Source organism: Nocardia sp. NPDC049220, assembly GCF_040647855.1.
In the GTDB taxonomy this organism is placed as follows: Bacteria; Actinomycetota; Actinomycetes; order Mycobacteriales; family Mycobacteriaceae; genus Nocardia.
Window position 1 is genome coordinate 173953 of record NZ_JBEZDA010000009.1, and the last position, 20601, is coordinate 194553.

Sequence of the window (20601 nt, forward strand, 5' to 3'; positions counted from 1 at the left end):
ACTCGTGCGGGAAACCGAGGTCGATGGCGCTGGCCTGCTTTAGCCGGGCCAACTGGGTTGTCTCGAATTCGACGTCGAGCGCGCCGAGGTTATCCTCGAGTCGCGCGGTGGTGCGCGCGTCTGTTCGGTGCGGTGACACCCTGCTCGCGCAGGGTCCAGGTCAGTGCGACTTGCGAAGGAGTTCTGCCGATATCGGCAGCGACTTCCTTCACCACGTCCGCGATCGCGAGGTCGCGTTCGGTGAGCGAGCCATTGGCGGCGGCCACGTTCTTGCGGTTTCCCTCGGGCGAACCCTCCGCTTCGTGCTCCAGGTCCGCGCGGCTGTACTTTTCGGTGAGTACGCCGCTGGCCAGTGCCGACCACGGCTCCACCCCGAGCCCGAGTTCGCGTGCCATCAAGATGAGGTCACGTTTTACGGTCCGCTCGATCAGGCTGTCCTCGATCTGCAGCGCGATCAGTGGTGATCAGGCGTGCAGGTCGGCGATGGTCTGCATCCGGAAGACCTGCCCGGCCGGAGCGTCCGAGATTCCGACGTAGAGCACCTTGCCCGAGCGCACCAGATCGTCGATGCCGCGCGGGATTTCCTCGACCGGGGTCAGGAAGTCCCAGGCGTGCAGGTAGATCAGGTCGGTGTAGTCGGTGTTCAGCCTGCGCAGGCTGGCCTCGACCGAGGCGAACATGCTTTTGCGGTGGTTGCCTTCGGAGTTCGGGTTGCCCGCGCGCCGCGCCATCGTGTATTTGGTTGCCAGCACCAGGCTTTCACGGTTGTTCGCGGTGAATTCGCCGATAAGTTGCTAGGGGGTGCCGTTAGTGTCTTGGCTCGCCGTATCGACGAAGTTTCCGCCGCGGTCGAGAGAGGTGTCGAAGATCGTGCGAGCCTCGTCCTGATCGGCTCCCCACCCCCAGTCCGCGCCGAAGGTCATGGTTCCGAGGGACAGGGGCGATACCCGAAGGCCGGGTTGCCCGAGCAGCCGGTAGGTGTCGAGGGTGCGAGCGCCGGACATGTCCAGTCCTTGTCGTCGCGCTGCTGTGTTGTCCAAACACAATTTCCGCCGTGTGCGGGCTGGATGACGGACGCTTCTTCCTGGGAAAGCAACTCCCAGGCAGCCGTAAGATCGACGGTGATAACTGGCACGGCAGATCGAACCCCCCGCCGCGACCTCGGGCCCGAAGGCGGAAACTCGCGTGATCATCGCGGGCCTGGGAGCGGCGCAGATCAGATCCACGAACTGGCGGCCTTCCTGCGGGACCGGCGAGAGCGGATGACTCCGCGCGATCTCGGATTGCCGCGGCGCAGGTGGAGGCGCGGCGGACGCCGGGCCCGCGGCGGGAGGAGGCCGCCGAGCTGGCAGGGGTGAGCACGGACTACATCGTGCGACTGGAACAGGGGCGCGGCCTGCGTCCGTCGGCGGAGGTGCTCGAGGCGTAGTCGCAGGCATTGCGGCTGGACGCCGACGAGCGTATCTACCGTTCGACCTGGCGCGGCAGCGGCTGCCGAACACCGGTAAACCGAGCACGGTGCCGGCACCCGCACTCGCGAGGCTGGTCAACGACCTGTCGCCGCTGCCCGCGCGGCTGGTGAACCATCGCTACGACATCCTGGCCTGGAACGGGGGGGTGTGATGGCGGCGCTGATCACCGATTTCGGCCCCCCCCACGCAGCAGCGGGGAACATCATGTGGCCCATGTCCGCTGGACCCGGGCATGCGAGATTTCTACGTCGAACGGGAACGGATCATCCGGGAGGTATCGCGGGTCCGCGGTCCGCGCGGGCCGGACGATCAGGTGCTCGCGGATCTGATCGTCGAGTTCACGACACAGCGCCGAGTTCGCGCAGGCGTGGGCTCGCCACGACGTCCGAGTGCAGGGTCGGGGAACAAACCGCTGTGCCATCCGATTGTCGTGCCGCTGATTTTCAGCTATGAAGTGCTGATGCCGGGGCGGGATCCCGATCAGCGGATCATCGTCCACCGCCCGGCGGATGAGGAGTCCCAGACGGCGCTGGATCGGCTGGCCGCCGCTCCGCAAGCACCGTGACCTGGGACTATTCCACCGAGGTGAGCGTCAGTTCCTCGTCGTCCTCGGTGTCCTCGTAGCGGCCTTCCCACTCCTCGTAGGCGGGCACGTCCTCGTCTCGCGTGACGATCCACTCCAAGGAGTAACCGCCGTCGTCGTCGTCGGGAACCAGCACATTCTCGATTTTCAAGCCGAATCCGAGCACTTCCGCCGCCCGGATCACATCCGGCAGGTCCTCGCTGCGGACAACGGTCTGATTGGCATACACGGTTACCATGCGCCGAATGGTAGCTGGAGCGTCGATCCGGCGCGGGATGATCCAGAATCCCCGGGCGAGTGCCAGGTGAGCGAGCCGACGGACATGCCGGATGGTCTGGGCACGACAAAAGCCGCCTTGGTCATCGAGGCCATGGCGGCTGCGTCAAAACGTGAACGATACCGGCCAGCGGTACCGCTGGGTCAGAGCTTGTTGAGAGCCAGCGCCAGGGCCGACTTCTTGTTGGCGGCCTGGTTGGCGTGGATGACGCCCTTCGAGGCGGCCTTGTCCAGCTTGCGGCCGACGAACTGCAGGCGCTCGGTGGCCTTTTCCTTGTCACCGGCGGCCGCGGCCTCGCGGAAGCCACGGATGGCGGTGCGCAGCGCGGACTTGACCGACTGGTTGCGCTTGCGCGCCTCCTCGTTGGTGCGGATCCGCTTCATCTGGGACTTGATGTTGGCCACGCGTGTTTCCTCGTGTTCCTGTCTGGTGGGTGTCCTGGAAAAGTTCGGGAGCGCGCGACACACCCGGGAGTGAACGGGTACCGCAGCGCCGAAGGTCGAGGTTACCAGTCGGCGTTCAGCACAGGAAATCGGTGCGTGTCCGGCCTGGTCGAAGCCCGAACGACCGGTCCAACCGGTGACCGGAGATTCACCCAAGGAATAGGAGTGATGCAAGAAATTTATCTGCGTCACACCCAGTGTTGGTGACTGAATGCTGCACGATTTTCCCATGACCTCCGTCTCCCCGCCACGGCCCGCCAGGTCCTCGTCGGTTCGTGCCGGGCGTGCGGCGGACGACGGGATGAGGAGGCAGACGGGACTGTTCGAGGGATATGCACCGGGCCGCTACGCCGAAGCCTTCGACGAAATGTTCGACCGCGCCGGTCGGGTACACCAGCCGTACAACGGGATTTTCGCCGCGCTCGCGCCGATCGACGTCGCCGATCTCGCCGCGCGCTCGGAGGCGCTGGACCGCGCGTTCATCGATCAGGGCATCACCTTCTCGCTGTCCGGACAAGAGCGCCCGTTTCCGCTCGATCTGGTGCCGCGGGTGATCGCCGCGGCCGAGTGGGAAAAACTCGAGCGCGGTATCGAACAGCGTGTGATCGCGCTGGAACTGTTCCTCGCGGACGTGTACGGCGAACAGAACATCCTGCGCGACCAGGTGATCCCCAAGCGCCTGGTCACCTCATGCCACCACTTCCACCGGGAGGCAGCCGGTCTGGTGCCGCCGAACGGGGTGCGCATCCATGTCGCGGGCATCGACCTGATCCGGGACGAGCGCGGCGATTTCCGTGTGCTGGAAGACAATCTGCGCTCCCCGTCAGGCGTCTCCTATGTGATGGAGAACCGTCGAACAATGGCGCGGGTCTTCCCCGACCTGTTCTCCTCGCATCGGGTACGCGCGGTCGGCGATTATCCGAGTTATCTGCTCGCGGCGTTGCGTGCTTCGGCCGCGCCGAACGAAGCCGATCCCACCGTGGTGGTACTCACCCCCGGCGTGCACAACGCCGCGTACTTCGAGCATTCGCTGCTGGCCAGGCAGATGGGCGTGGAGTTGGTGGAAGGCCGTGACCTGTTCTGCCGCGACAATGTCGTCTACATGCGTACGACGGCGGGCGAGCGGCAGGTCGACGTGATCTACCGACGCATCGACGACACCTTCCTCGATCCCATGCACTTCCTGCCGGATTCGGTGCTCGGCGTGGCCGGTGTCCTGAACGCGGCGCGGGCGGGCAACGTCGTCATCTCCAGCGCGGTCGGCAACGGCGTCGCCGACGACAAGCTGATCTACACCTACGTGCCCACGATCATCGAGTACTACCTCAACGAGAAGCCGGTTCTGCCCAACGTCGACACCTTTCGCTGCTGGCTGGACGACGAACGCGAGGAAGTGCTGGACCGGATCGGCGAATTGGTGATCAAGCCGGTAGAAGGTTCCGGCGGCTACGGCATCGTGATCGGGCCGGACGCGACGCCGCGCGAACTCGCGGCGGCCCGACGCCGAATCAAGGCCGACCCGCGCGGTTGGGTCGCGCAGCCGGTCGTGCAGCTGTCGACCGTGCCGACCAAGATCGGCAACGCACTGGTGCCTCGGCATGTCGATCTGCGGCCGTTCGCGGTCAACGACGGTGACGACATCTGGGTGCTGCCCGGCGGACTGACCAGGGTCGCGTTGCCGGAAGGTTCGCTGGTGGTGAACTCCAGTCAGGGCGGCGGCAGCAAGGACACCTGGGTGCTCGCGGGTCGCGCCTCGCCCGTCGATCGAGAGCTGGCGGGCGCGGAGCTGGTCGGCGATCCGCCGCAGGCGGAGTCGTTCGAGTTGGGCCGGGAACCGACCGCGATGCAGGCGAATCAGCAACAGCAGCAGCAACAACAAGGCCAGCGGCCGGGCGGACAGTCACCGCACGGTGGTGTCGGCCGACCGCAGCGGCCGGCTGGGAGGTGATGCGCTGATGCTGGCTCGCAACGCCGAATCCCTGTATTGGATCGGCCGCTATGTCGAACGCGCCGACGACACCGCACGCATTCTCGACGTCGCGGTGCACCAACTGCTCGAGGACGCGACGGTGGACCCGGACCGCACATCCCGGATCCTGCTGCGCGTGCTCGGAATCGAGCCGCCGCAGGGTGAACTGGACGTGTGGTCGGTGACCGACCTGGTGGCGTTCAGCCGCGAGCACGGCGGCTCGATCATCGATTCGATCGCCAACGCGCGCGAGAATGCCAAGGGCGCCAGGGAGGTCACCTCCAGTGAGATGTGGGAGTGCCTGAATGCCACCTATATCGGGCTGGCCGTCGCGGAGAAGGCGGCGCGCGGCCTCGGGCCACATGAGTTCTTCCACTACATCAAGGACCGCGCGGCGATGTTCGCCGGGTTGTCGGATTCCACCCTCAGCCGTGACGACGGCTACCGTTTCCTGCTACTCGGCCGCGCCATCGAGCGCGTGGACATGACAGTGCGGCTGCTGCTTTCGCGTGCCGGCGATCGGACCTCCTCGCCCGCCTGGGTGACCGTGTTGCGCTCGGCGGGAGCCCACGACACCTATCTGCGGACCCATCGCGGCGCGCTAGATGCCAACCTGGTGGCCGAATTCATCCTGCTCGACCGCCTGTTCCCGCGCTCGGTGTTCCATTCGGTGCGGGTGGCCGAGACCTGTCTGGCGGAACTGGATCAGCGTCCGAGCAGCAGGATCGGTGCCAGACCCGAGGCGCAACGCCTGCTCGGCACCGCGCGCAGCGAACTCGAGTTCCTGCCGCCTGGCGTGCTGCTGGAAGATCTGCAGACCAGGCTGCTCTCGCTGCAGAAGATCTGTCGCGCGGTGAGCGAGGCGATCGCGCTGCAATACTTCCACGCGGCGCCCTGGGTGGCCTGGACCGACTTGCGCAGCAGCCAGGACAGCCTGGTGCGGGTGGAGGGCGAACCATGAGTTGGCGGATCAGGGTGGTGCACACCACCGGCTACGTCTACGACGCGCCGGTGACCAGGTCGTTCAACGAGGCCAGGCTCACACCGAGGGCCGACAGCAGGCAGAACGTCATCTTGAACCGAGTCGAGACCGTGCCCGCGACGCGTTCCTATCGCTACACCGACTATTGGGGCACCGCTGTCACCGCCTTCGACCTGTACGCGCCGCACACGGAACTGGAGGTCACCGGTTCCTCGGTGGTGGAGACCGAACCGTTCGTGGGCCCCGCGGACGAGTTGAGTTGGGAACAACTGCGAGCGGAACAGATCGTCGACCGGTTCGGCGAGATGCTCGCATCCACCGCCTACGTGCCGCCCGATCGGAAACTCGCCACCGTGGCTCGCCAGCTCTCGCGCGGCGTACCGCCTGCGAAGGCCGTCGTGCGCGCGGCGGAGTGGGTGCACCAAGAGATGGACTATCTCGCGGGCACCACCTCGGTGCGGACCTCGGCGGTGCAGGCGTTCGCCGATCGACAAGGGGTGTGTCAGGACTATGCGCACCTGACTCTGGTGTTGCTGCGCAGTATGGGTATCCCGAGCCGGTACGTTTCCGGCTATCTCCATCCCGACTCGTCCGCCGAGATCGGCGCGACGGCAGCCGGGCAGTCGCACGCCTGGATCGAGGCGTGGACCGGCGCCTGGTGGGGCTATGACCCTACGAACAATATCGCCAGCAACGAACAGCACGTTTCGGTAGGGGTAGGCCGCGATTATGCCGATGTTCCGCCGCTGAAGGGCATATTCTCCGGGGGTGGCTCCACCGATCTCGAGGTCGTTGTAGAGATCACCAGACTCGCGTAGCGTCCGGCGAGCAACCATCGATCTCGGAGCGGCTCTGTTGTCGAAGCGGTACCACGGCTCGCAAGAGCACCAGTCCGGAACGCGGAAGGTGGGCAGATGTCTCCAACGGCTCAGGAAGTTGTCGAAGAGGGTGTCGAGCACAAACCGATTCCCGACAGCAAGAAATGGGGCGCCGAGGCGCTCGGCACCTTCGTCCTGGTGATCTCCGGCGCGGGGACGGCGGTGCTGGCGGGGGAGCGGGTCGGCGCGCTGGGGGTGGCGCTGGCGTTCGGTCTGTCGCTGATGTTCCTCGTCTACGCGATCGGGCCGATCTCGGGTTGTCATGTCAATCCAGCCGTCACGCTCGGCCAGTTGCTGCTCGGCCGGGTGCATGCGGTGACCGCGGCCGGGTACGTGATCGCCCAGTTGATCGGCGGGCTGCTGGCCGGTCTCGTGTTGTTCGCGCTGGCCAAGAATCTGCCGTCCTACGACCGCTCGGTCGAAGGGCTGGCCGCGAACGGGTGGGGCGCGCACAGTCCGTCGGCGAAGACCGGACCGCTCGGGGAGGTGGTCCTGCAGAACGGCTACGGCATGGCCGCCATGATCATCGTCGAGGTGATGCTGACGGCGCTGCTGGTGTTCGTGGTACTGGCCTCGACCGATCAGATCTCCGACGTGCCACTGGCCGGACTGTCGATCGGCGTGACGCTCACGGTGATCTACCTGGTCTCGATTCCGGTGGACAACACCTCGGTCAATCCCGCCCGCAGCCTCGCGGTGGCCCCCTATCAGGACGGCGCGATGGGGCAGGTCTGGGCGTTCATAGTATTCCCGCTGATCGGCGGCGCGCTCGGCGCGTTGGTGTACGGCCTGCTGTTCGGCCGTTCCCGCGAGATGATCTCCTGAGCCGGCGCGGCTGTTGGGGTGATGATCCGGTCGCGACGGGTGTCGGCGGGACGGTGTTCGTGCGGTGAGTCCGCCGCCCGCGGTGGCGAACCCGATCGGCTCGAGGGCATCGGACCAGGCGGGACCTCAGTGCCAGGAGTATTCGGCGCACAGCCGGTGTGCGACCAGATCGAATGTTGTGCGCGCCAGGATCGCCCCCTCGCGGCGGATGCCCGCCTCCGGTACGTCCAGGACCCGATCGAGCCGGACCCAACTCGGCCGCCCGGCGTTGTCCCACGACCCGCTGCCGATGCCGACCCAGTTGCGGTCGTGCGCACGTTCAGGATTCGACGACAGCATCAGACCGAGCAGCGTGCGGTTGTCGCGCCCGACGACCAACACCGGCCGATCCTTGCCGTTACTCGGATCCTCTTCGAACGGCACCCAGGTCCAGACGATCTCGCCCGGGTCGGCCCGGCCGTCCAGCTGCGGGGAATAGACGATCTGCCGTGCCCGCTCGGCCGTCGGGACCGGCGTGGACGCGGTGGGCCGCACCGCGACGCCACCCGGCGCACGCCGCTGCGCCAGCGTTCCCACCAGTCGTTCGACCAACTTCGGTCCCTGCTGCTTGACGATCTTCGGCCCCTGCTCCTTCGCGATGAGACCGAGCTGCTTGCCGAGAGAGTTCCAACTTCGGGCCATCTGTGGAGAATAACGGCGCGCCCGCGTCTTCTCATCCGCGCCCGATTCGCCGTGTCGTCGGGATAATCCGGCATCCGAGCGGCACATGAAGTGGAAATGCGTCGAGAACAGCGCTGAGCCGCGCCATTCTCGGCCGATCGGGCGAGCTGCGAGATTCCCGGCTTGTCAGGAACCAACCACCACCCGCGACGTCGTCAACCCCGTCGAGAACCAACGGCAACCGACAAATTCCCGACCCCACCGTCGGGAACCAACGGCAATCGACAAACTCCCCGTCGGGAACCAACGTCAACCGACAACACATCGGCTCGGCGCGCACCGAAGACCCAGTCACGATCTGCGGACCCCCGTCGGGAACCAACGGCAACCCGAGAAATTCCCGCCCCGCCGGTGCGAGTCTTACGAGCACCGTTCGCGGCCCGGCTCGCGTCCCAGCGGCCGAAGCGCCCACGCCGCAGGCGCAAGTCTCGGCCGCTGGGACGCGAGCCAGCAAGGGGCCGCGAACCCGCAGCGCAGCAGGCGCTGCCAAACCAACACAGCCGCTGCCGATCAACACCTCTGCTCATGGGACGATAGACGGCAGTTTGCCGATACCCATGAGGAGTGGAGTGCCCGCCAGCTTCGCCGACACGACGTTCACCGATCCCAGCCGGATCCGGAACTTCTGCATCATCGCGCACATCGACCATGGCAAGTCGACGCTGGCCGACCGCATGTTGCAGCTGACCGGAGTGGTCGAGGAGCGGCAGATGCGCGCCCAATACCTGGACCGGATGGATATCGAACGCGAGCGCGGCATCACGATCAAGGCCCAGAATGTCCGGTTGCCCTGGAAGCCGAGGTCGGGCGAGCACCTGGGCACCGACTTCGTGCTGCATCTGATCGACACGCCCGGCCACGTCGACTTCACCTACGAGGTGTCGCGCGCGCTGGAGGCATGTGAGGGCGCGATTCTGCTGGTCGACGCCGCGCAGGGCATCGAGGCGCAGACGCTGGCCAACTTGTACCTGGCGCTGGACAAGGACCTGACCGTCATCCCGGTGTTGAACAAGATCGATCTGCCCGCCGCCGACCCGGAGCGCTATGCGGCGGAACTGGCGCACATCGTCGGCTGTGACCCTTCGGATGTACTGCGCGTGTCCGGCAAGACCGGCGAGGGTGTCGCTGAACTGCTCGACCAGGTGATCGCGCAGGTGCCGCCGCCGGTCGGCGACGCGGACGCGCCGGCCCGAGCGATGATCTTCGACTCGGTCTACGACACCTATCGCGGCGTGGTCACCTATGTCCGCGTGGTGGACGGCAAGCTGACTCCGCGCGAGAAGATCAAGATGATGTCCACCGGCGCCACCCATGAGTTGCTGGAGATCGGCATCGTCTCACCGGAGCCCAAGCCCACCCAGGGTCTCGGCGTCGGCGAGGTCGGCTACCTGATCACCGGTGTGAAGGACGTGCGCCAGTCGAAGGTCGGCGACACGGTGACCGGCGCGCGCGGCGGGGCGACCGAGCCGCTCACCGGCTACCGCGAGCCGCGCCCGATGGTGTACTCGGGTCTCTATCCGGTGGATGGCTCCGACTACCCGGATCTACGCGACGCGTTGGAGAAGCTCCAGCTCAACGATGCCGCGCTGACCTATACCCCGGAGACCTCGGTGGCGCTCGGCTTCGGTTTTCGCTGCGGCTTCCTCGGTCTGCTGCATATGGAGATCACCCGCGAGCGGTTGCAGCGCGAGTTCGACCTGGATCTGATCTCGACGGCGCCGAACGTGGTCTACCGGGTGGACATGGAGGACGGCGCCGAGCATGTCGTCACCAATCCCTCGTATTGGCCGGAAGGCAAGGTGCGCAACGTTTACGAGCCCATCGTGAAGTGCACCATCATCTCTCCGAGCGAGTTCATCGGCTCGATCATGGAGCTGTGTCAGTCCCGCCGCGGTGAGCTCGGCGGCATGGACTATCTCTCGGAGACCCGGGTCGAGTTGCGCTACACCATGCCGATGGCGGAGATCATCTTCGACTTCTTCGACTCGCTGAAGTCGCGCACCCGCGGCTATGCCAGTCTTGATTACGAGGAGTCGGGCGAGCAGGAATCGCAGCTGGTCAAGGTCGACATACTGCTGCAGGGTGAGGCGGTGGACGCGTTCAGCGCAATCGTGCACAAGGACGCCGCCCAAGCCTACGGCCACAAGATGACCACCAAGCTGCGCGAGTTGATCCCGCGGCAGCAGTTCGAGGTGCCGATCCAGGCCGCGATCGGCTCGAAGATCATTGCGCGCGAGAATATCCGGGCTATTCGCAAGGACGTGCTCGCGAAGTGTTACGGCGGCGATATCAGCCGTAAGCGCAAGCTGCTGGAGAAGCAGAAGGAAGGCAAGAAGCGGATGAAGACGATCGGCCGCGTCGATGTCCCGCAGGAAGCGTTCGTGGCCGCGCTGTCCTCGGACGCGGCCTCGGACAAACCGAAGGACAAGAAGTAGGGCTAGCCCGTCGCGCGAAGGCGGGTGCCGTCGATCGAGTCGTCGAGTACGGCGGTGCCGGAATGCGGTTCGGCCGGTGGCGGAGCATAAAGCGAGACCGAGACTGGAGTCGGGAGAGCCGGGCCCTTTGACGAAACGGTCGAAGGCGGTGGCGCGCACCAGGTCTGAGACGCCACCGCCGTCGTCGAGGGGATCTCCACGGTTGCCTCCCGTCCCCGTGCGTGGTGACCCTGATGGTGTCTGCGTGTCCATGTTGCACGGTGAACGACACCGGCATACCTCAGGGCGGCGTCATCTCACGGGTTCGTGGAGAGCCCCGGTGCTCCGAAATGGATACGCCGGGGTGCGGAGGCCGGCACGGGAAACAGGCCGAGACACAAGCACTCTCGGTCCTGCGTCCGTGGTCGACACTACATCGAATCATTCAATCGGCGACTACGCAGCGAATACCTCAACCCAACCACCCGACGAGCCTGTTCGAAGTTCGCGTCATCATCGGCGACTCGAGGACGAACAACACCGCCGATATCGCCACTCGGGACTGGCTATCCGACCCGGCCGAGCATGCAGCCCGCTGCGACCATACCCACCACCCCGTAGCCTGCGACATCAACTGAACCAGGATCGTATACACCGCGCTCCGCCGCCGGGCGGACTCGATATCGGGGACTCGCCAAGATCGAATCCAGATGACTTTCAGATCGTCCGGTAAGGTGCCCCTCCCTGGTCGTCCACACGTTCGGCATTGCTCGGAAACCCAGTTCAACAGGCCTTATCACGGCGTTGCGGACACCTTGGTTGATTTCGCGAGTTCACCAGGGTCCGTACCCGGGGGATGCGGCATTTTCACCAGCGCCTACCGTTTCGCTAGAACTTCCTTCTCATATTCGTAGGTGCACTCGAGGGATGCGTCCAACATCTTCCGGGCATTTCCGAAATGTTCCTCGATGATCTCCTTGCATTCGTCGAGCTCCTCGTCACTCACCTGGAGTTTGCTCAGAAGGCATTCGTGGCCCAACTCGATGGATAGATGCGCGTCACCGAAGTACTGCAGGTCCAGTCCGCTGAATTCCTGATAATGCACCAGGGCCTGGTGGTATCCCTTGATCGCCGCCTGAGACGATCCCTCGATTGCCTCCATAAAGCACACCAGCGGCACGGGTCTATCGATGAGTCTGAAGCAGATCGACATCATCTGATACCCGTACAGTCGCATGAATAAGTGCCCTTCGGGGTAGAGCACTGGTTCTATTTCTTTCAGCTTGATCTCATTGATCCCCATCCGCAATTGGAAGTCGGAGACCACCATTCGGAAGTGGTGCATGTCGTCTTTGCAGTGCTGCACGATCTCGGCACTGTATGGACCCGGGCGGGTTTCGTAGTGCCTTGCGACCAGGTCCATCATGTCCGAGAATGTGAAAGAAAAAACGATAAACTTGTTGAGTTGGCTGAAACGCCGGTCCATCGGCAACTCGGTCTTGTGCAGGATGTAATCGAAAATTTTATGCTTTCTATGCTCGGCGGCGTACTCATCTATTAGATCCAGCAGTATCTTACTATTGCTCGTGTCGGTGGGCATTGTTGTTCTCCTTTAATTGGTTACGATCAGGCCGTCATCGATAACTAAGAGTTCGCTCCTATCGTGCAGTGCGGTCCGATAGGACATCTAGGTGATCTCACCGAGTTCAGCGGCACGGATGAGTTCGTCTGCGGTCTAGTGGGGATGGGCTCGAGGCCCTGGCGGGGTGGGGTCGATCTGCTTTCGTGCGGCGGAACCTGCGCTGTACTCACTGCGACCATGCACTCGGCAATCTGGCGCCCCGCCTCGATCTGCCCATATCGGCCGACGGCACGACGGCGCCGGCATCTGGGCGCGCTCCGCGCGAACTCCCGTCTGCAGGCAAACACTCGACACGGATAACCACACTACGATGGCCCTGTGCGCGGATCGCGCTGCAACGGCGACATCGTCGGTGCCCGCACTCGTAGTCATCCATTTCGAACGCGGTTGGCCGACCTGAATATTGGTGGGATCACCTCATCGATTTCATCCTTGTGCATCTCGAAGCAATCGAGCACGCGCTTCACTTGCATCCCTCCCGGGGGGCATGGATACATTGCTCCGCTGGACAATCGGGCAACCCCGGTAGCGGTTTTCGCATCGAAGCCAACTCGCAGTACAGGATTATCGACTCGGCTGTAGTGGAAGTCAAGAGTTGCGCGTCGACCCTGAGGTTCCCGCGTTGCGGAGGGCGGAATTGCCGTGTCCGGGTGGATTCGTTTGTCCGCGAGGTGTTCTCGTCGCTGACGTGTCAGGATCCGGTGGTCACCGCTGGGGCGAATCTGCGCGGGCTGATGCTCGACGTTAAGCGGAAGTCGATGCGGCAGATGGCCGAGCTACCAGGGATCGGCCACCAGTGGTTGCAGCAGTTGGCCATCAGCTCGCCGGAGATTGTCATTTCGGTACGGAAAGCGGTGTCCCGCAGAGTGTGTGATCTGATCTACTTGGAAGCGTGGGTGCTGGATGGCACCGGGTTCGTCAAGGGCGGCAACGGGTCGCCGTGCGTGGCGCGGCAGTATTCGGGGACCCTGAGCAAGGTCGGCAACTGTCGGATCGGCATTGCGCATTGTGACCGATGCTGCATCCGCACCGCTGGATCGGCGGTATTTCCTGGCCGAAAACTGTGACGATCCCGCTACGTCTTCCTCCGCAAACGCCAACGCGCACTTGCAGTCTGGGTCGGCACCCGCCACTCTGCCATTACACCTTTCGGACCTGATTTCGAGTTGCAATCTTGGGATTTCGAGTCGGTAGATCCGGGCTCTGTCGTATCGTCTGGAGTCGTGTATGTGAGGGTGATCAGGCGGGACAGCAAATCTGGCGTGGTCGGAGTATCTGCATCGGGCGCATCGCGCGTGCGATCCGGTGATTGGACAGCTGCATACCGAGGCAGGACCATGCCGGAGTTATGAGGAATTGCTATGAGCTCGTTGGTGCGCGGAAAGCTGCGACCGCTGCCGTTGCCCATGCCCGAACTACCACTGCTGCCAGGCGGTCGGGAGGAGATGTCCCCATACGCTTCGCTGGCGTTACGTCCGCGCCGCGAGGTACTGCAGCCGCCGCGGGATGTGGATGAACGCGCTTTTTACCGTTGGATCTTGGGCCATCACATTGCCTTTGGTGTGTGGAGGATGTTGATCGATCTCTTCGAGAAGGTTATCGATAAGGGTCTTTCTGCGGACTACTTGGTCCAAGCGAGCGCTTGGTACGATCGCTATTCGGCAACCCAAGTTTATGCTGGAAGCTGCTCCCCGTCGACCTACGCCACGGTGATCAGACCTCGCATGGTGGCGTGTAATCCTGCCTTCAGCGGGATGTGGGCACGCGACCATGAACGAGTGCTCACTCTCCTAGGGGCGCTGGATATTCCTGCAGGTTGTGTTCTGGAGGAAGCGCTCAAACGACATCGCCTGATTCATATGGACTTGGCCAAATTTCTTGTTCCGGCCGGGAAATCGTTGCTCAAGCAGGCGGGCAGATTCTCACATGACCCGATAACCGACTCTGAACGTGATCAATTCGACGGTTTCTTCATGATTGCACGAGGGCCGGTGCCCGTAGGCGAGTTCCAAGCGCAGATGCTGCGCAGGATAGCAGCCGCCAGATGCGATCTGCTCACTTATCCGATCAATTCCACCGAGCTCTCTGTCGTTCAGAATCTGCTGCCCGCAGATGTACCCACTTGTCTACGTGATATCGCGATCGACCTAATCAAACTGGAGCCGCCATGTACATCGATAAACGCATCGGGTTGACTCCGAGACTGGCCAGCTATGTACTGGCGCAGGCTGAACCGCCACTGCCTGCCCAACAAAAGTTGATCGAGAAAACCGCCGCTCTCGGAGCTGCTGCGGAGATGCAGATCCCACATGAGCAAGCCGTCCTCTTGACATTTCTGGCGCGGTTGACCGCCGCACGTGTCATCGTTGAGGTCGGCACGTTCACCGGCTACTCCGCGATTGCTCTTGCGAAGGGTTTATCCGAGGGCGGTGTTGTGCATACTCACGACATCTCCGAGGAATGGAGCGATATGGCCACAGCGGCGTGGGTGGGCGCGGGCGTGTCGAACGTCATCCGGCCACACTTCGGTCCGGCGACGGCAACGCTGCTGGACCTACCCCGAGACATAGAAGTCGACTTGGCTTTCATCGACGCCGACAAGACCGGCTACATCGACTACTGGGAACTGCTCGTTCCTTTGGTCAGACCCGGCGGGCTGATATTGGCCGACAATGCCCTCTACGGAGGCGCTGTCGCCGAGGACGCGCCCACTGGCAACGCTCTGGCCATCAAGCAATTCAACAGACACGTCCGCGCAGACCACCGCGTCGAATCTGTGCTGCTGACGATCGCGGACGGACTGATCATCGCTCGGAAGCGTGATTCGCTGTCGTGAATGGTCTGTGGAACTGGGGGCTTCATCGTGTTGTCGTGCCGACAGCGATGGTAGAAGGGTGATCGAAACGTCAACTCGCCATCGTCCGGAAGCCGGTGCTGTACCCGCGTTTCCATCGCCGCTTCTTGTCGATGTTGCGGTCTGCTCGGCCCGACTGGTGGGGGACCCAGAGAGTTCTGGAGAAATCACCACGATCTGTGGATGACGGGAAGGACGCGCCTTCCCTGGACGATCTCCAGCGCCGGCCGCGCACCCGACGGACACTCCGCCACGAATCGTCCGCTGGCGATGGCGGGGTTCCACCCGGCGGACTCCGACACCCGGGTGCGCTCGCGCGCCGCTATCGACCGGTTCATCGCCCGACGTGACATCCAGTCGCGCGAGACCATATGGCGGATGCAGTGCGAAACCTGTCCTGGCGCAGACGAGCTGCCCCAGGTCAACATCGAAGACCTCGACCTGCGCAGTCGCTGCTACCCCGCCGAGTCCAAAGGCGCGAAGCCACGTACTCGCTCGCCACAGCGACGCCAGCCACCACGACCACGTCCTCGAAACGGTGGACTGGGACGCTGGCACCGCCCGGCTCCTCCCCGGCTGATCAAGGACCGCATCCGCGGGCCAGTTTGTTGTTTACCCACCGTCGGTCCGGTCCCGCAACCGCCTCTCCGGCAGCCACGCGTGCCCCGCCATAGGCTACGCGCGGCCGTCCTACGACCAAGCCCGCGACTTCCTGGACGCCGCCACCGCCACTGACGGGCCCAGCACCGGTTGGGAACCGCACGGAAACCGCCACTCCGGCCGCACCGATCTCAGCGAATCCGGCGCCAGCCTCTGGAACTCCTCACCCGATCTCGGCACCACAACACGAGAACCTGCGCCGCTACGTCAACCCCCCAACCCCCAGCCATGTGCCGCCTCACCAGCCTCCTCGGCCCCGGAGCCCCCAGCGACCGCGTTGGCCGGCCGCAGACGACGGCTAGAACGGGTCGGCTAATCGCCGCCGGCCTGACACTCCGAAGTGCGCGATTGATCAACGTCGGCGCAGGGACTCCCGGCGACGCCAACTCGGTGTGCAAACCCTGGTCCGACCAGGAGTCCCTCGCCCGGTGGGATATCACACGTCGACCTCGAACGCACAGTTCTCGTATGACGCTCGGAGATCTGTGCATTTCTCGCGCTTTACCCGGGTGCTGGTCACGACGACTGTCGACGCGCGCCGAATCGGGCCGCTACCGGGGGTATTCCGAGGCGATGTCCAGTTTCCGGGCCACTGGAAATAGGGCTGTCGTTCTGTTATCGGTGATGGCAAGGTTGTGTTGCTCGGCGCAATCGGATTCTCTACAGTCCTGGAGAATGTGACAGTCGGGTATTTCCGAAATATTGTTAGGTGATCTTCACTCGGTCGACCCGGCGCGGTGAGGATGCTGGACATCGAGAGTGGAGTTGCCATGACGCGTGATCTGCCCTTCGACGACGATTCCGAAGCGGCCGACCGCGCGGGTGACACCGCCTATCGGGTGGCAACCGGTGTCGCGCAGGTGGCGCGGGCGGGCGCGTATGTGACCGGCGGCGCACTCGTGGCCGCGAACGGCGGTGGCGTCCCCGCACAGCCGGACGAGTCCCGGCTCGACAGCTGGAATACCGGCTGGGCGCACAACACCGACCCCGACCCCGACCAGCCGAGCCCGGTGGTCACCTTTCCTGATCCGGTGGTCGAACCCACGCCGTACGCGCCGCCGACCGCGTCGAATTCGCCTGTCGTGCACGGTCAGTGGGCGCCGGGCTTCACATTGCCGAGCACCGATCCCGGCTACGTCGACCTGCCCTCGTTGCCGACGCTCGACGGCGAGTACGGCGGTACCGACGCCGGGCTGCCGCTGCCGACTCTGCCGGGTGGTGACGCGGGCGGGCACGGTATGCAGCTGCCCGGATTCTCCGGTGGGGGTGTGCCCGGGCCGGGCGGCATCCCACACATCCCCGGTGTCGGTGGCAACCATGCCGGGCTCACGCTCTCCGGGACCCAAGGCCATGTGTCCGATGGTCTTTCGCTGCCCGGTCCCGTCGGTTCCGATCCGTCCGGCGCGGTCGAGCCCGGGGGCCACGGATTCGGACTGCCGGGCCATGGACTCGGGCAGGCCGGCCACGGCTTCGGCCTGCCGGGCGCCAACGGCTTCGTCGCCCCCGGCTCCACCGTTTTCGACCTGCCCGGCAACATCGCCCTCGATGCGACACCGGCGGCGGGCGATCCGTTCGACGGCGTCGGCGCGGGCGGCGATCACCTCGGGGTTTTCGTCGGCACGCAGTGGTCGATCGACTTCGGACTCGGTCCGAACGGGGTCTATTTCACCTCGGAGATGAAGGTCGATGCCGCGGCCGGCCAGGTCGGCGACCAGCTCGATCAGTTCACCGACGGGCTGGCCGACGGCATACACGTGCCGGACGGCGCCGGCCGCACAGCCACCGAGGCGCAGGCGTCGGGCCAAAGCAGTCCCGGGCTCGGCGCCCTCGCCGCGCCTACCGCCGGTACGCCCGCGGCGCAGTCTCTCGCGGCGAGCGCCGCACAACCGGTCGGGCAGCCACTGGCGGCCTCGGCGCCGATCGCCGTAGTGTCAGGTCCGGTCGCTCCGATGGCATCCGTGGCGCCTGCCGCGTCGGTGGCGCCAACAGCGTCGGTCGCTCCCGCCGCTCCCGCCGCGTTCGTCGCCACACCGATCGTCGCCACCCCACTGCAGACGACGATCCAGCCGGACGCGGCCACTACGCCGATCGCGAACGCGCTCGCCGCTCCGGAAGGCCCGTCGGTGCTGACCGCACCGGCCGCGGTCGTGCCCGCGCTGTTCGACCACATCGTGCGGCCGGTGCCCGTGCTCGAGCCCGCTCCGGTGACCGACTCGCCGCCGTCCGGCCCGACGTCGTCTCCGACGACCAAGCCGACGACGATCGTCAAGACCACGCCGACGCCGACCCTTCCCGACGACGTGACCACCCCGTCGGTACCCAAGACGCCGGATCAGGGGACCATCAAGGTCCCGGGAGCGGGCACCACGACGGTGCCGCACGGCGGTGTCGGCACCGGTCCGAACGTACCGACCACGGAGCCACCAGGCCGGACGGTCACCAAGCCGGCAACACCGACGTCCGGCCCCGACGACGACGCGACGACCCCGGGCGGTATCGACGCCCCGGGCACCGGGGCCGGGACCTCGCACAGCACCCGGCCGACCCATCAGCCGACCGATGACGCACCGACCAACGATCTGCCGACCGATGACGTGCCGACCGTTTCGGTGCCCGCGCACCCGACCGTCGCGCCGACCTACAGCGCGCCGACCCACGCGCCGAGCGCCCCCACCGTCGACATCGAGCCGCACACCCCGGTCGCGCCGACCTATGTCCCGCCCGCCCAAGTGCCGGTGCCGGTCAAACCGCAGGTCATAGACCCTAAATTGCACGGAATCTCCGCACCGATCGGTGGTGACCACGCCGCCGGTCCCGGTCTCATGCCGCTGATGGTGGCGGATCACCCGATCGTCGACCACTCTGTGCTCACCGTGGACTCGGGCGGTAACCTGTCCAGCGCGTTGATGCCGGAGTCGACCGGCGCCGAGCCACACCATCTGGTGTCCGGCGGGCTGGATCACCTGCTGATGTAGCCGATTCGTCGAGAATTGAACGACTGCAGGGCGCTGGCAAGGGGTATATCGATCGAGAGAAACCGAGAGTAAGGAGGAGGGTTGTCTGCCGCTGCCGGGCTGAAGGCCGCGACCGTGAAACATCCGGACGCGATGGCCCCGCTCATCCGAATACTCGACGAGCTGCGGAAGACGGCCCGGTCCGCGGGACGTGACGATCTCGGCAGTCGATTGAACATGGTCCGCGCCAGGGTGGCCGATCCCCGGGTGCGCCTCGTGGTTGTGGGTGAGCCGAAGAACGGCATGAGCACGCTGGTCAACAGCCTGGTCGGGGCCGCGGTCAGTGCGACGAACAGCGAACTGAGCGTTCCAGTCATCGTCGAGTACGGTCCGGAGCCGAGCGCGACACTGGTGCGCCAGAACGAGGTGGGTCGCACCGAGCGCCAATCGGTCGATCCGCTCGATCCCGGCCCGGCACTGGCCGCCCAGGGTGTCGTGCGCGCGGAGTTCACCCAGCCCACCCCCCTGCTCGCCGATGGTGTGGTCGTCATGGACGCGCCGGGGGCACTGGGCGACAACCGCACCACCTGGTCGATGATCGCCGCCGCGGACGCGGTGCTCTACGTCGGCGACGCGGGCGCCGAACTGACCATCGAGCAGATCGCCGAACTGCAGCGCATCGAGCAGATCTGCCCCACCGTGATCTGCGTACTGAACAAGATCGATATCCATCCGCACTGGTCGCACACCCAGCAGCGCAACCGGGAGTTGCTCGATGCGGCGGGTCTGGGGTTCGCGGTGGCGCCGGTGTCCGCGGAGTTGCATCGGCAGGCCGGACTATCCGGCGGCTATCAGCGCGACATCGAATCAGGTGTGCCGCAACTGATCGATCACCTGCGCGACTACGTGGTCGCCCGAGCCGACACGGTCGCGCTGGAAGCCGCCGTGCGGGATATCCGCTTGGTCGGCGACCACCTCGCGATGACATTGCGCACCGAGGCCGAGGCTTTGCGTGATCCACGTCGCAGGGCGGAGATCACCGCGCAACTCACCCGTGCCCGCGACGACGCCGATCAGCTGCGTCAGCGGACGGCGAACTGGCAGGTCACCCTGGTCGACGGCAGCACGGAGCTGATGGCCGACATCGAGCACGATCTTCGTCATCGGCTGCGCAGCCTGATTCGTAACGCCGAAGCCGAGATCGCCGAGACCGATCCGGCACGTCGGTGGCGGGACTTCGACGCCGACCTGGACGCGAGGATCTGCGACGCTGTCGAAGAGAACTTCGCGATGGCGCACTACCGCTCGATGGAGCTGTGCGAGCAGGTTGCCGCCAAGTTCCCGGCCGACAACCGCGCGGCGCCGACGGTCGACCTGCGCCTGGCCTCTCCTGGCGAGGTGCTCGAACACGTGCAGTCCTTGGAATCCCTGGAAAGTGCGAAAGCCGGTGTCACACAGCAGTTCCTGACCGGTCTGCGGGGTTCCTACGGCGGCATCCTGATGGTCGGTCTCGCCACCAGTCTGCTCGGTATGTCGTTGGTGAACTGGTACTCGGCGGGCGCGGGCGTGTTGCTCGGCGTCAACGCGCTGTGGGACGACCGCAAGAACCGCAAGCTGCGCAGGCGAGCCGAGGCCAAGGTGGCGGTCGCGCGCCTGATGGACGACGTGATCTTCCAGGTCAGCAAGGAATCGCGCAACCGATTGCGCGCTGTGCAGCGGGTGCTGCGCGACCACTTCACCGACATCGCGACGGACCTATCGCGGGGCGCGGACGAGGCGCTGCGAGTGGCCGAGGAGGCCTATGGGAAGTATGGCGCGCGCAGCGAGGAACGGGTCGCCGACCTCGAAGTGCAGTTCGGCACCCTGCGCCGGCTCCGCGACGAGGCCGACGCCTTGATCGCAGGGTAGCCGCAGCGCTCGGGTGGGGC

General features: G+C 65.1%; 17 protein-coding genes and 1 pseudogene. 12 read left to right on the forward strand and 6 right to left on the reverse strand.

Annotation, left to right across the window (positions count from 1 at the left end; translation table 11 throughout):
- Positions 1–89 precede the first annotated feature (89 nt).
- Positions 90–731 (reverse strand): annotated as a pseudogene (locus AB0C34_RS20590) (aldo/keto reductase).
- 63 nt (positions 732–794) lie between these two features.
- Positions 795–1004 carry a hypothetical protein gene (locus AB0C34_RS20595; protein WP_357075125.1) on the reverse strand — a complete coding sequence of 70 codons (210 nt, stop codon included), beginning with the start codon at positions 1002–1004 and terminating at the stop codon, positions 795–797.
- Positions 1005–1354: 350 nt separating this feature from the next.
- Between AB0C34_RS20595 and AB0C34_RS20600 the strand changes: the two genes are divergently transcribed.
- Complete coding sequence (locus tag AB0C34_RS20600; protein WP_357075277.1) at positions 1355–1429, forward strand: hypothetical protein; 75 nt, start codon at positions 1355–1357, stop codon at positions 1427–1429.
- A 275-nt stretch (positions 1430–1704) separates the two neighbouring features.
- The gene (locus tag AB0C34_RS20605) at positions 1705–2037 is read left to right on the forward strand and encodes a hypothetical protein (protein WP_357075128.1); all 333 of its coding nucleotides are present in this window, start codon (positions 1705–1707) and stop codon (positions 2035–2037) included.
- Between the two features lie 7 nt (positions 2038–2044).
- Here AB0C34_RS20605 and AB0C34_RS20610 read toward each other — a convergent pair whose 3' ends face one another.
- Together AB0C34_RS20610 and rpsT are read right to left on the reverse strand one after the other, a co-directional pair.
- Entirely contained in the window at positions 2045–2293 is a 249-nt protein-coding gene (locus AB0C34_RS20610) for a hypothetical protein (protein WP_357075130.1), read from the reverse strand.
- A 182-nt stretch (positions 2294–2475) separates the two neighbouring features.
- Positions 2476–2736: a 30S ribosomal protein S20 gene (rpsT, locus tag AB0C34_RS20615; RefSeq protein WP_357075133.1), complete on the reverse strand. Its 261-nt coding sequence runs from the start codon at positions 2734–2736 to the stop codon at positions 2476–2478.
- 340 nt (positions 2737–3076) lie between these two features.
- Here rpsT and AB0C34_RS20620 point away from each other — a divergent pair, with 340 nt between their 5' ends.
- The 4 genes from AB0C34_RS20620 (at position 3077) to AB0C34_RS20635 (ending at position 7429) form a co-directional block, all read left to right on the forward strand.
- On the forward strand, positions 3077–4723 hold the full coding sequence (locus AB0C34_RS20620) for a circularly permuted type 2 ATP-grasp protein (protein WP_357075280.1): 1647 nt from the start codon (positions 3077–3079) through the stop codon (positions 4721–4723).
- Positions 4724–4730: 7 nt separating this feature from the next.
- A complete protein-coding gene (locus tag AB0C34_RS20625) occupies positions 4731–5705 on the forward strand; it encodes an alpha-E domain-containing protein (RefSeq protein ID WP_357075136.1) in 975 nt (324 codons plus the stop codon).
- Positions 5702–6544, forward strand: a complete 843-nt coding sequence (locus AB0C34_RS20630; protein WP_357075139.1) for a transglutaminase family protein — start codon at positions 5702–5704, stop codon at positions 6542–6544. The genes AB0C34_RS20625 and AB0C34_RS20630 overlap by 4 nt, the downstream gene beginning before the upstream one ends.
- 96 nt (positions 6545–6640) lie before the next feature.
- Positions 6641–7429, forward strand: a complete 789-nt coding sequence (locus AB0C34_RS20635) for an aquaporin (protein ID WP_357075142.1) — start codon at positions 6641–6643, stop codon at positions 7427–7429.
- Positions 7430–7555: 126 nt separating this feature from the next.
- Here AB0C34_RS20635 and AB0C34_RS20640 read toward each other — a convergent pair whose 3' ends face one another.
- Positions 7556–8110, reverse strand: coding sequence for a type II toxin-antitoxin system PemK/MazF family toxin (locus tag AB0C34_RS20640; RefSeq protein WP_357075145.1), 555 nt, complete (start codon positions 8108–8110; stop codon positions 7556–7558).
- A gap of 596 nt (positions 8111–8706) precedes the next feature.
- Here AB0C34_RS20640 and lepA point away from each other — a divergent pair.
- Positions 8707–10584, forward strand: coding sequence for a translation elongation factor 4 (gene lepA, locus AB0C34_RS20645; RefSeq protein WP_357075148.1), 1878 nt, complete (start codon positions 8707–8709; stop codon positions 10582–10584).
- Between the two features lie 856 nt (positions 10585–11440).
- Here lepA and AB0C34_RS20650 read toward each other — a convergent pair.
- Positions 11441–12163: a hypothetical protein gene (locus tag AB0C34_RS20650; protein WP_357075151.1), complete on the reverse strand. Its 723-nt coding sequence runs from the start codon at positions 12161–12163 to the stop codon at positions 11441–11443.
- A 692-nt stretch (positions 12164–12855) separates the two neighbouring features.
- Between AB0C34_RS20650 and AB0C34_RS20655 the strand changes: the two genes are divergently transcribed.
- The 5 genes from AB0C34_RS20655 to AB0C34_RS20675 all read left to right on the forward strand — a co-directional run bounded on the left by AB0C34_RS20655 (position 12856) and on the right by AB0C34_RS20675 (position 20581).
- Positions 12856–13272 carry a transposase gene (locus AB0C34_RS20655; protein ID WP_357075153.1) on the forward strand — a complete coding sequence of 139 codons (417 nt, stop codon included), beginning with the start codon at positions 12856–12858 and terminating at the stop codon, positions 13270–13272.
- A 294-nt stretch (positions 13273–13566) separates the two neighbouring features.
- On the forward strand, positions 13567–14400 hold the full coding sequence (locus AB0C34_RS20660) for a hypothetical protein (RefSeq protein ID WP_357075156.1): 834 nt from the start codon (positions 13567–13569) through the stop codon (positions 14398–14400).
- On the forward strand, positions 14373–15041 hold the full coding sequence (locus AB0C34_RS20665; RefSeq protein ID WP_357075159.1) for an O-methyltransferase: 669 nt from the start codon (positions 14373–14375) through the stop codon (positions 15039–15041). Before AB0C34_RS20660 ends, AB0C34_RS20665 begins: the two co-directional genes overlap by 28 nt.
- A gap of 1448 nt (positions 15042–16489) precedes the next feature.
- Complete coding sequence (locus AB0C34_RS20670) at positions 16490–18694, forward strand: hypothetical protein (RefSeq protein ID WP_357075162.1); 2205 nt, start codon at positions 16490–16492, stop codon at positions 18692–18694.
- An 81-nt stretch (positions 18695–18775) separates the two neighbouring features.
- Complete coding sequence (locus AB0C34_RS20675) at positions 18776–20581, forward strand: dynamin family protein (protein WP_357075165.1); 1806 nt, start codon at positions 18776–18778, stop codon at positions 20579–20581.
- Positions 20582–20601 lie beyond the last annotated feature (20 nt).

Bases quoted from the DNA above. Each gene is read 5' to 3' on its own strand.
- AB0C34_RS20660 (WP_357075156.1), top strand. From the start codon at position 13,567: ATGAGCTCGTTGGTGCGCGGAAAGCTGCGACCGCTGCCGTTGCCCATG.
- AB0C34_RS20605 (WP_357075128.1), top strand. From the start codon at position 1,705: ATGCGAGATTTCTACGTCGAACGGGAACGGATCATCCGGGAGGTATCG.
- AB0C34_RS20665 (WP_357075159.1), top strand. From the start codon at position 14,373: ATGTACATCGATAAACGCATCGGGTTGACTCCGAGACTGGCCAGCTAT.
- AB0C34_RS20650 (WP_357075151.1), bottom strand. From the start codon at position 12,163: ATGCCCACCGACACGAGCAATAGTAAGATACTGCTGGATCTAATAGAT.
- AB0C34_RS20610 (WP_357075130.1), bottom strand. From the start codon at position 2,293: ATGGTAACCGTGTATGCCAATCAGACCGTTGTCCGCAGCGAGGACCTG.
- AB0C34_RS20670 (WP_357075162.1), top strand. From the start codon at position 16,490: ATGACGCGTGATCTGCCCTTCGACGACGATTCCGAAGCGGCCGACCGC.
- AB0C34_RS20635 (WP_357075142.1), top strand. From the start codon at position 6,641: ATGTCTCCAACGGCTCAGGAAGTTGTCGAAGAGGGTGTCGAGCACAAA.
- AB0C34_RS20640 (WP_357075145.1), bottom strand. From the start codon at position 8,110: ATGGCCCGAAGTTGGAACTCTCTCGGCAAGCAGCTCGGTCTCATCGCG.
- AB0C34_RS20625 (WP_357075136.1), top strand. From the start codon at position 4,731: ATGCTGGCTCGCAACGCCGAATCCCTGTATTGGATCGGCCGCTATGTC.
- lepA (WP_357075148.1), top strand. From the start codon at position 8,707: ATGAGGAGTGGAGTGCCCGCCAGCTTCGCCGACACGACGTTCACCGAT.
- AB0C34_RS20620 (WP_357075280.1), top strand. From the start codon at position 3,077: ATGAGGAGGCAGACGGGACTGTTCGAGGGATATGCACCGGGCCGCTAC.
- AB0C34_RS20595 (WP_357075125.1), bottom strand. From the start codon at position 1,004: ATGTCCGGCGCTCGCACCCTCGACACCTACCGGCTGCTCGGGCAACCC.
- AB0C34_RS20630 (WP_357075139.1), top strand. From the start codon at position 5,702: ATGAGTTGGCGGATCAGGGTGGTGCACACCACCGGCTACGTCTACGAC.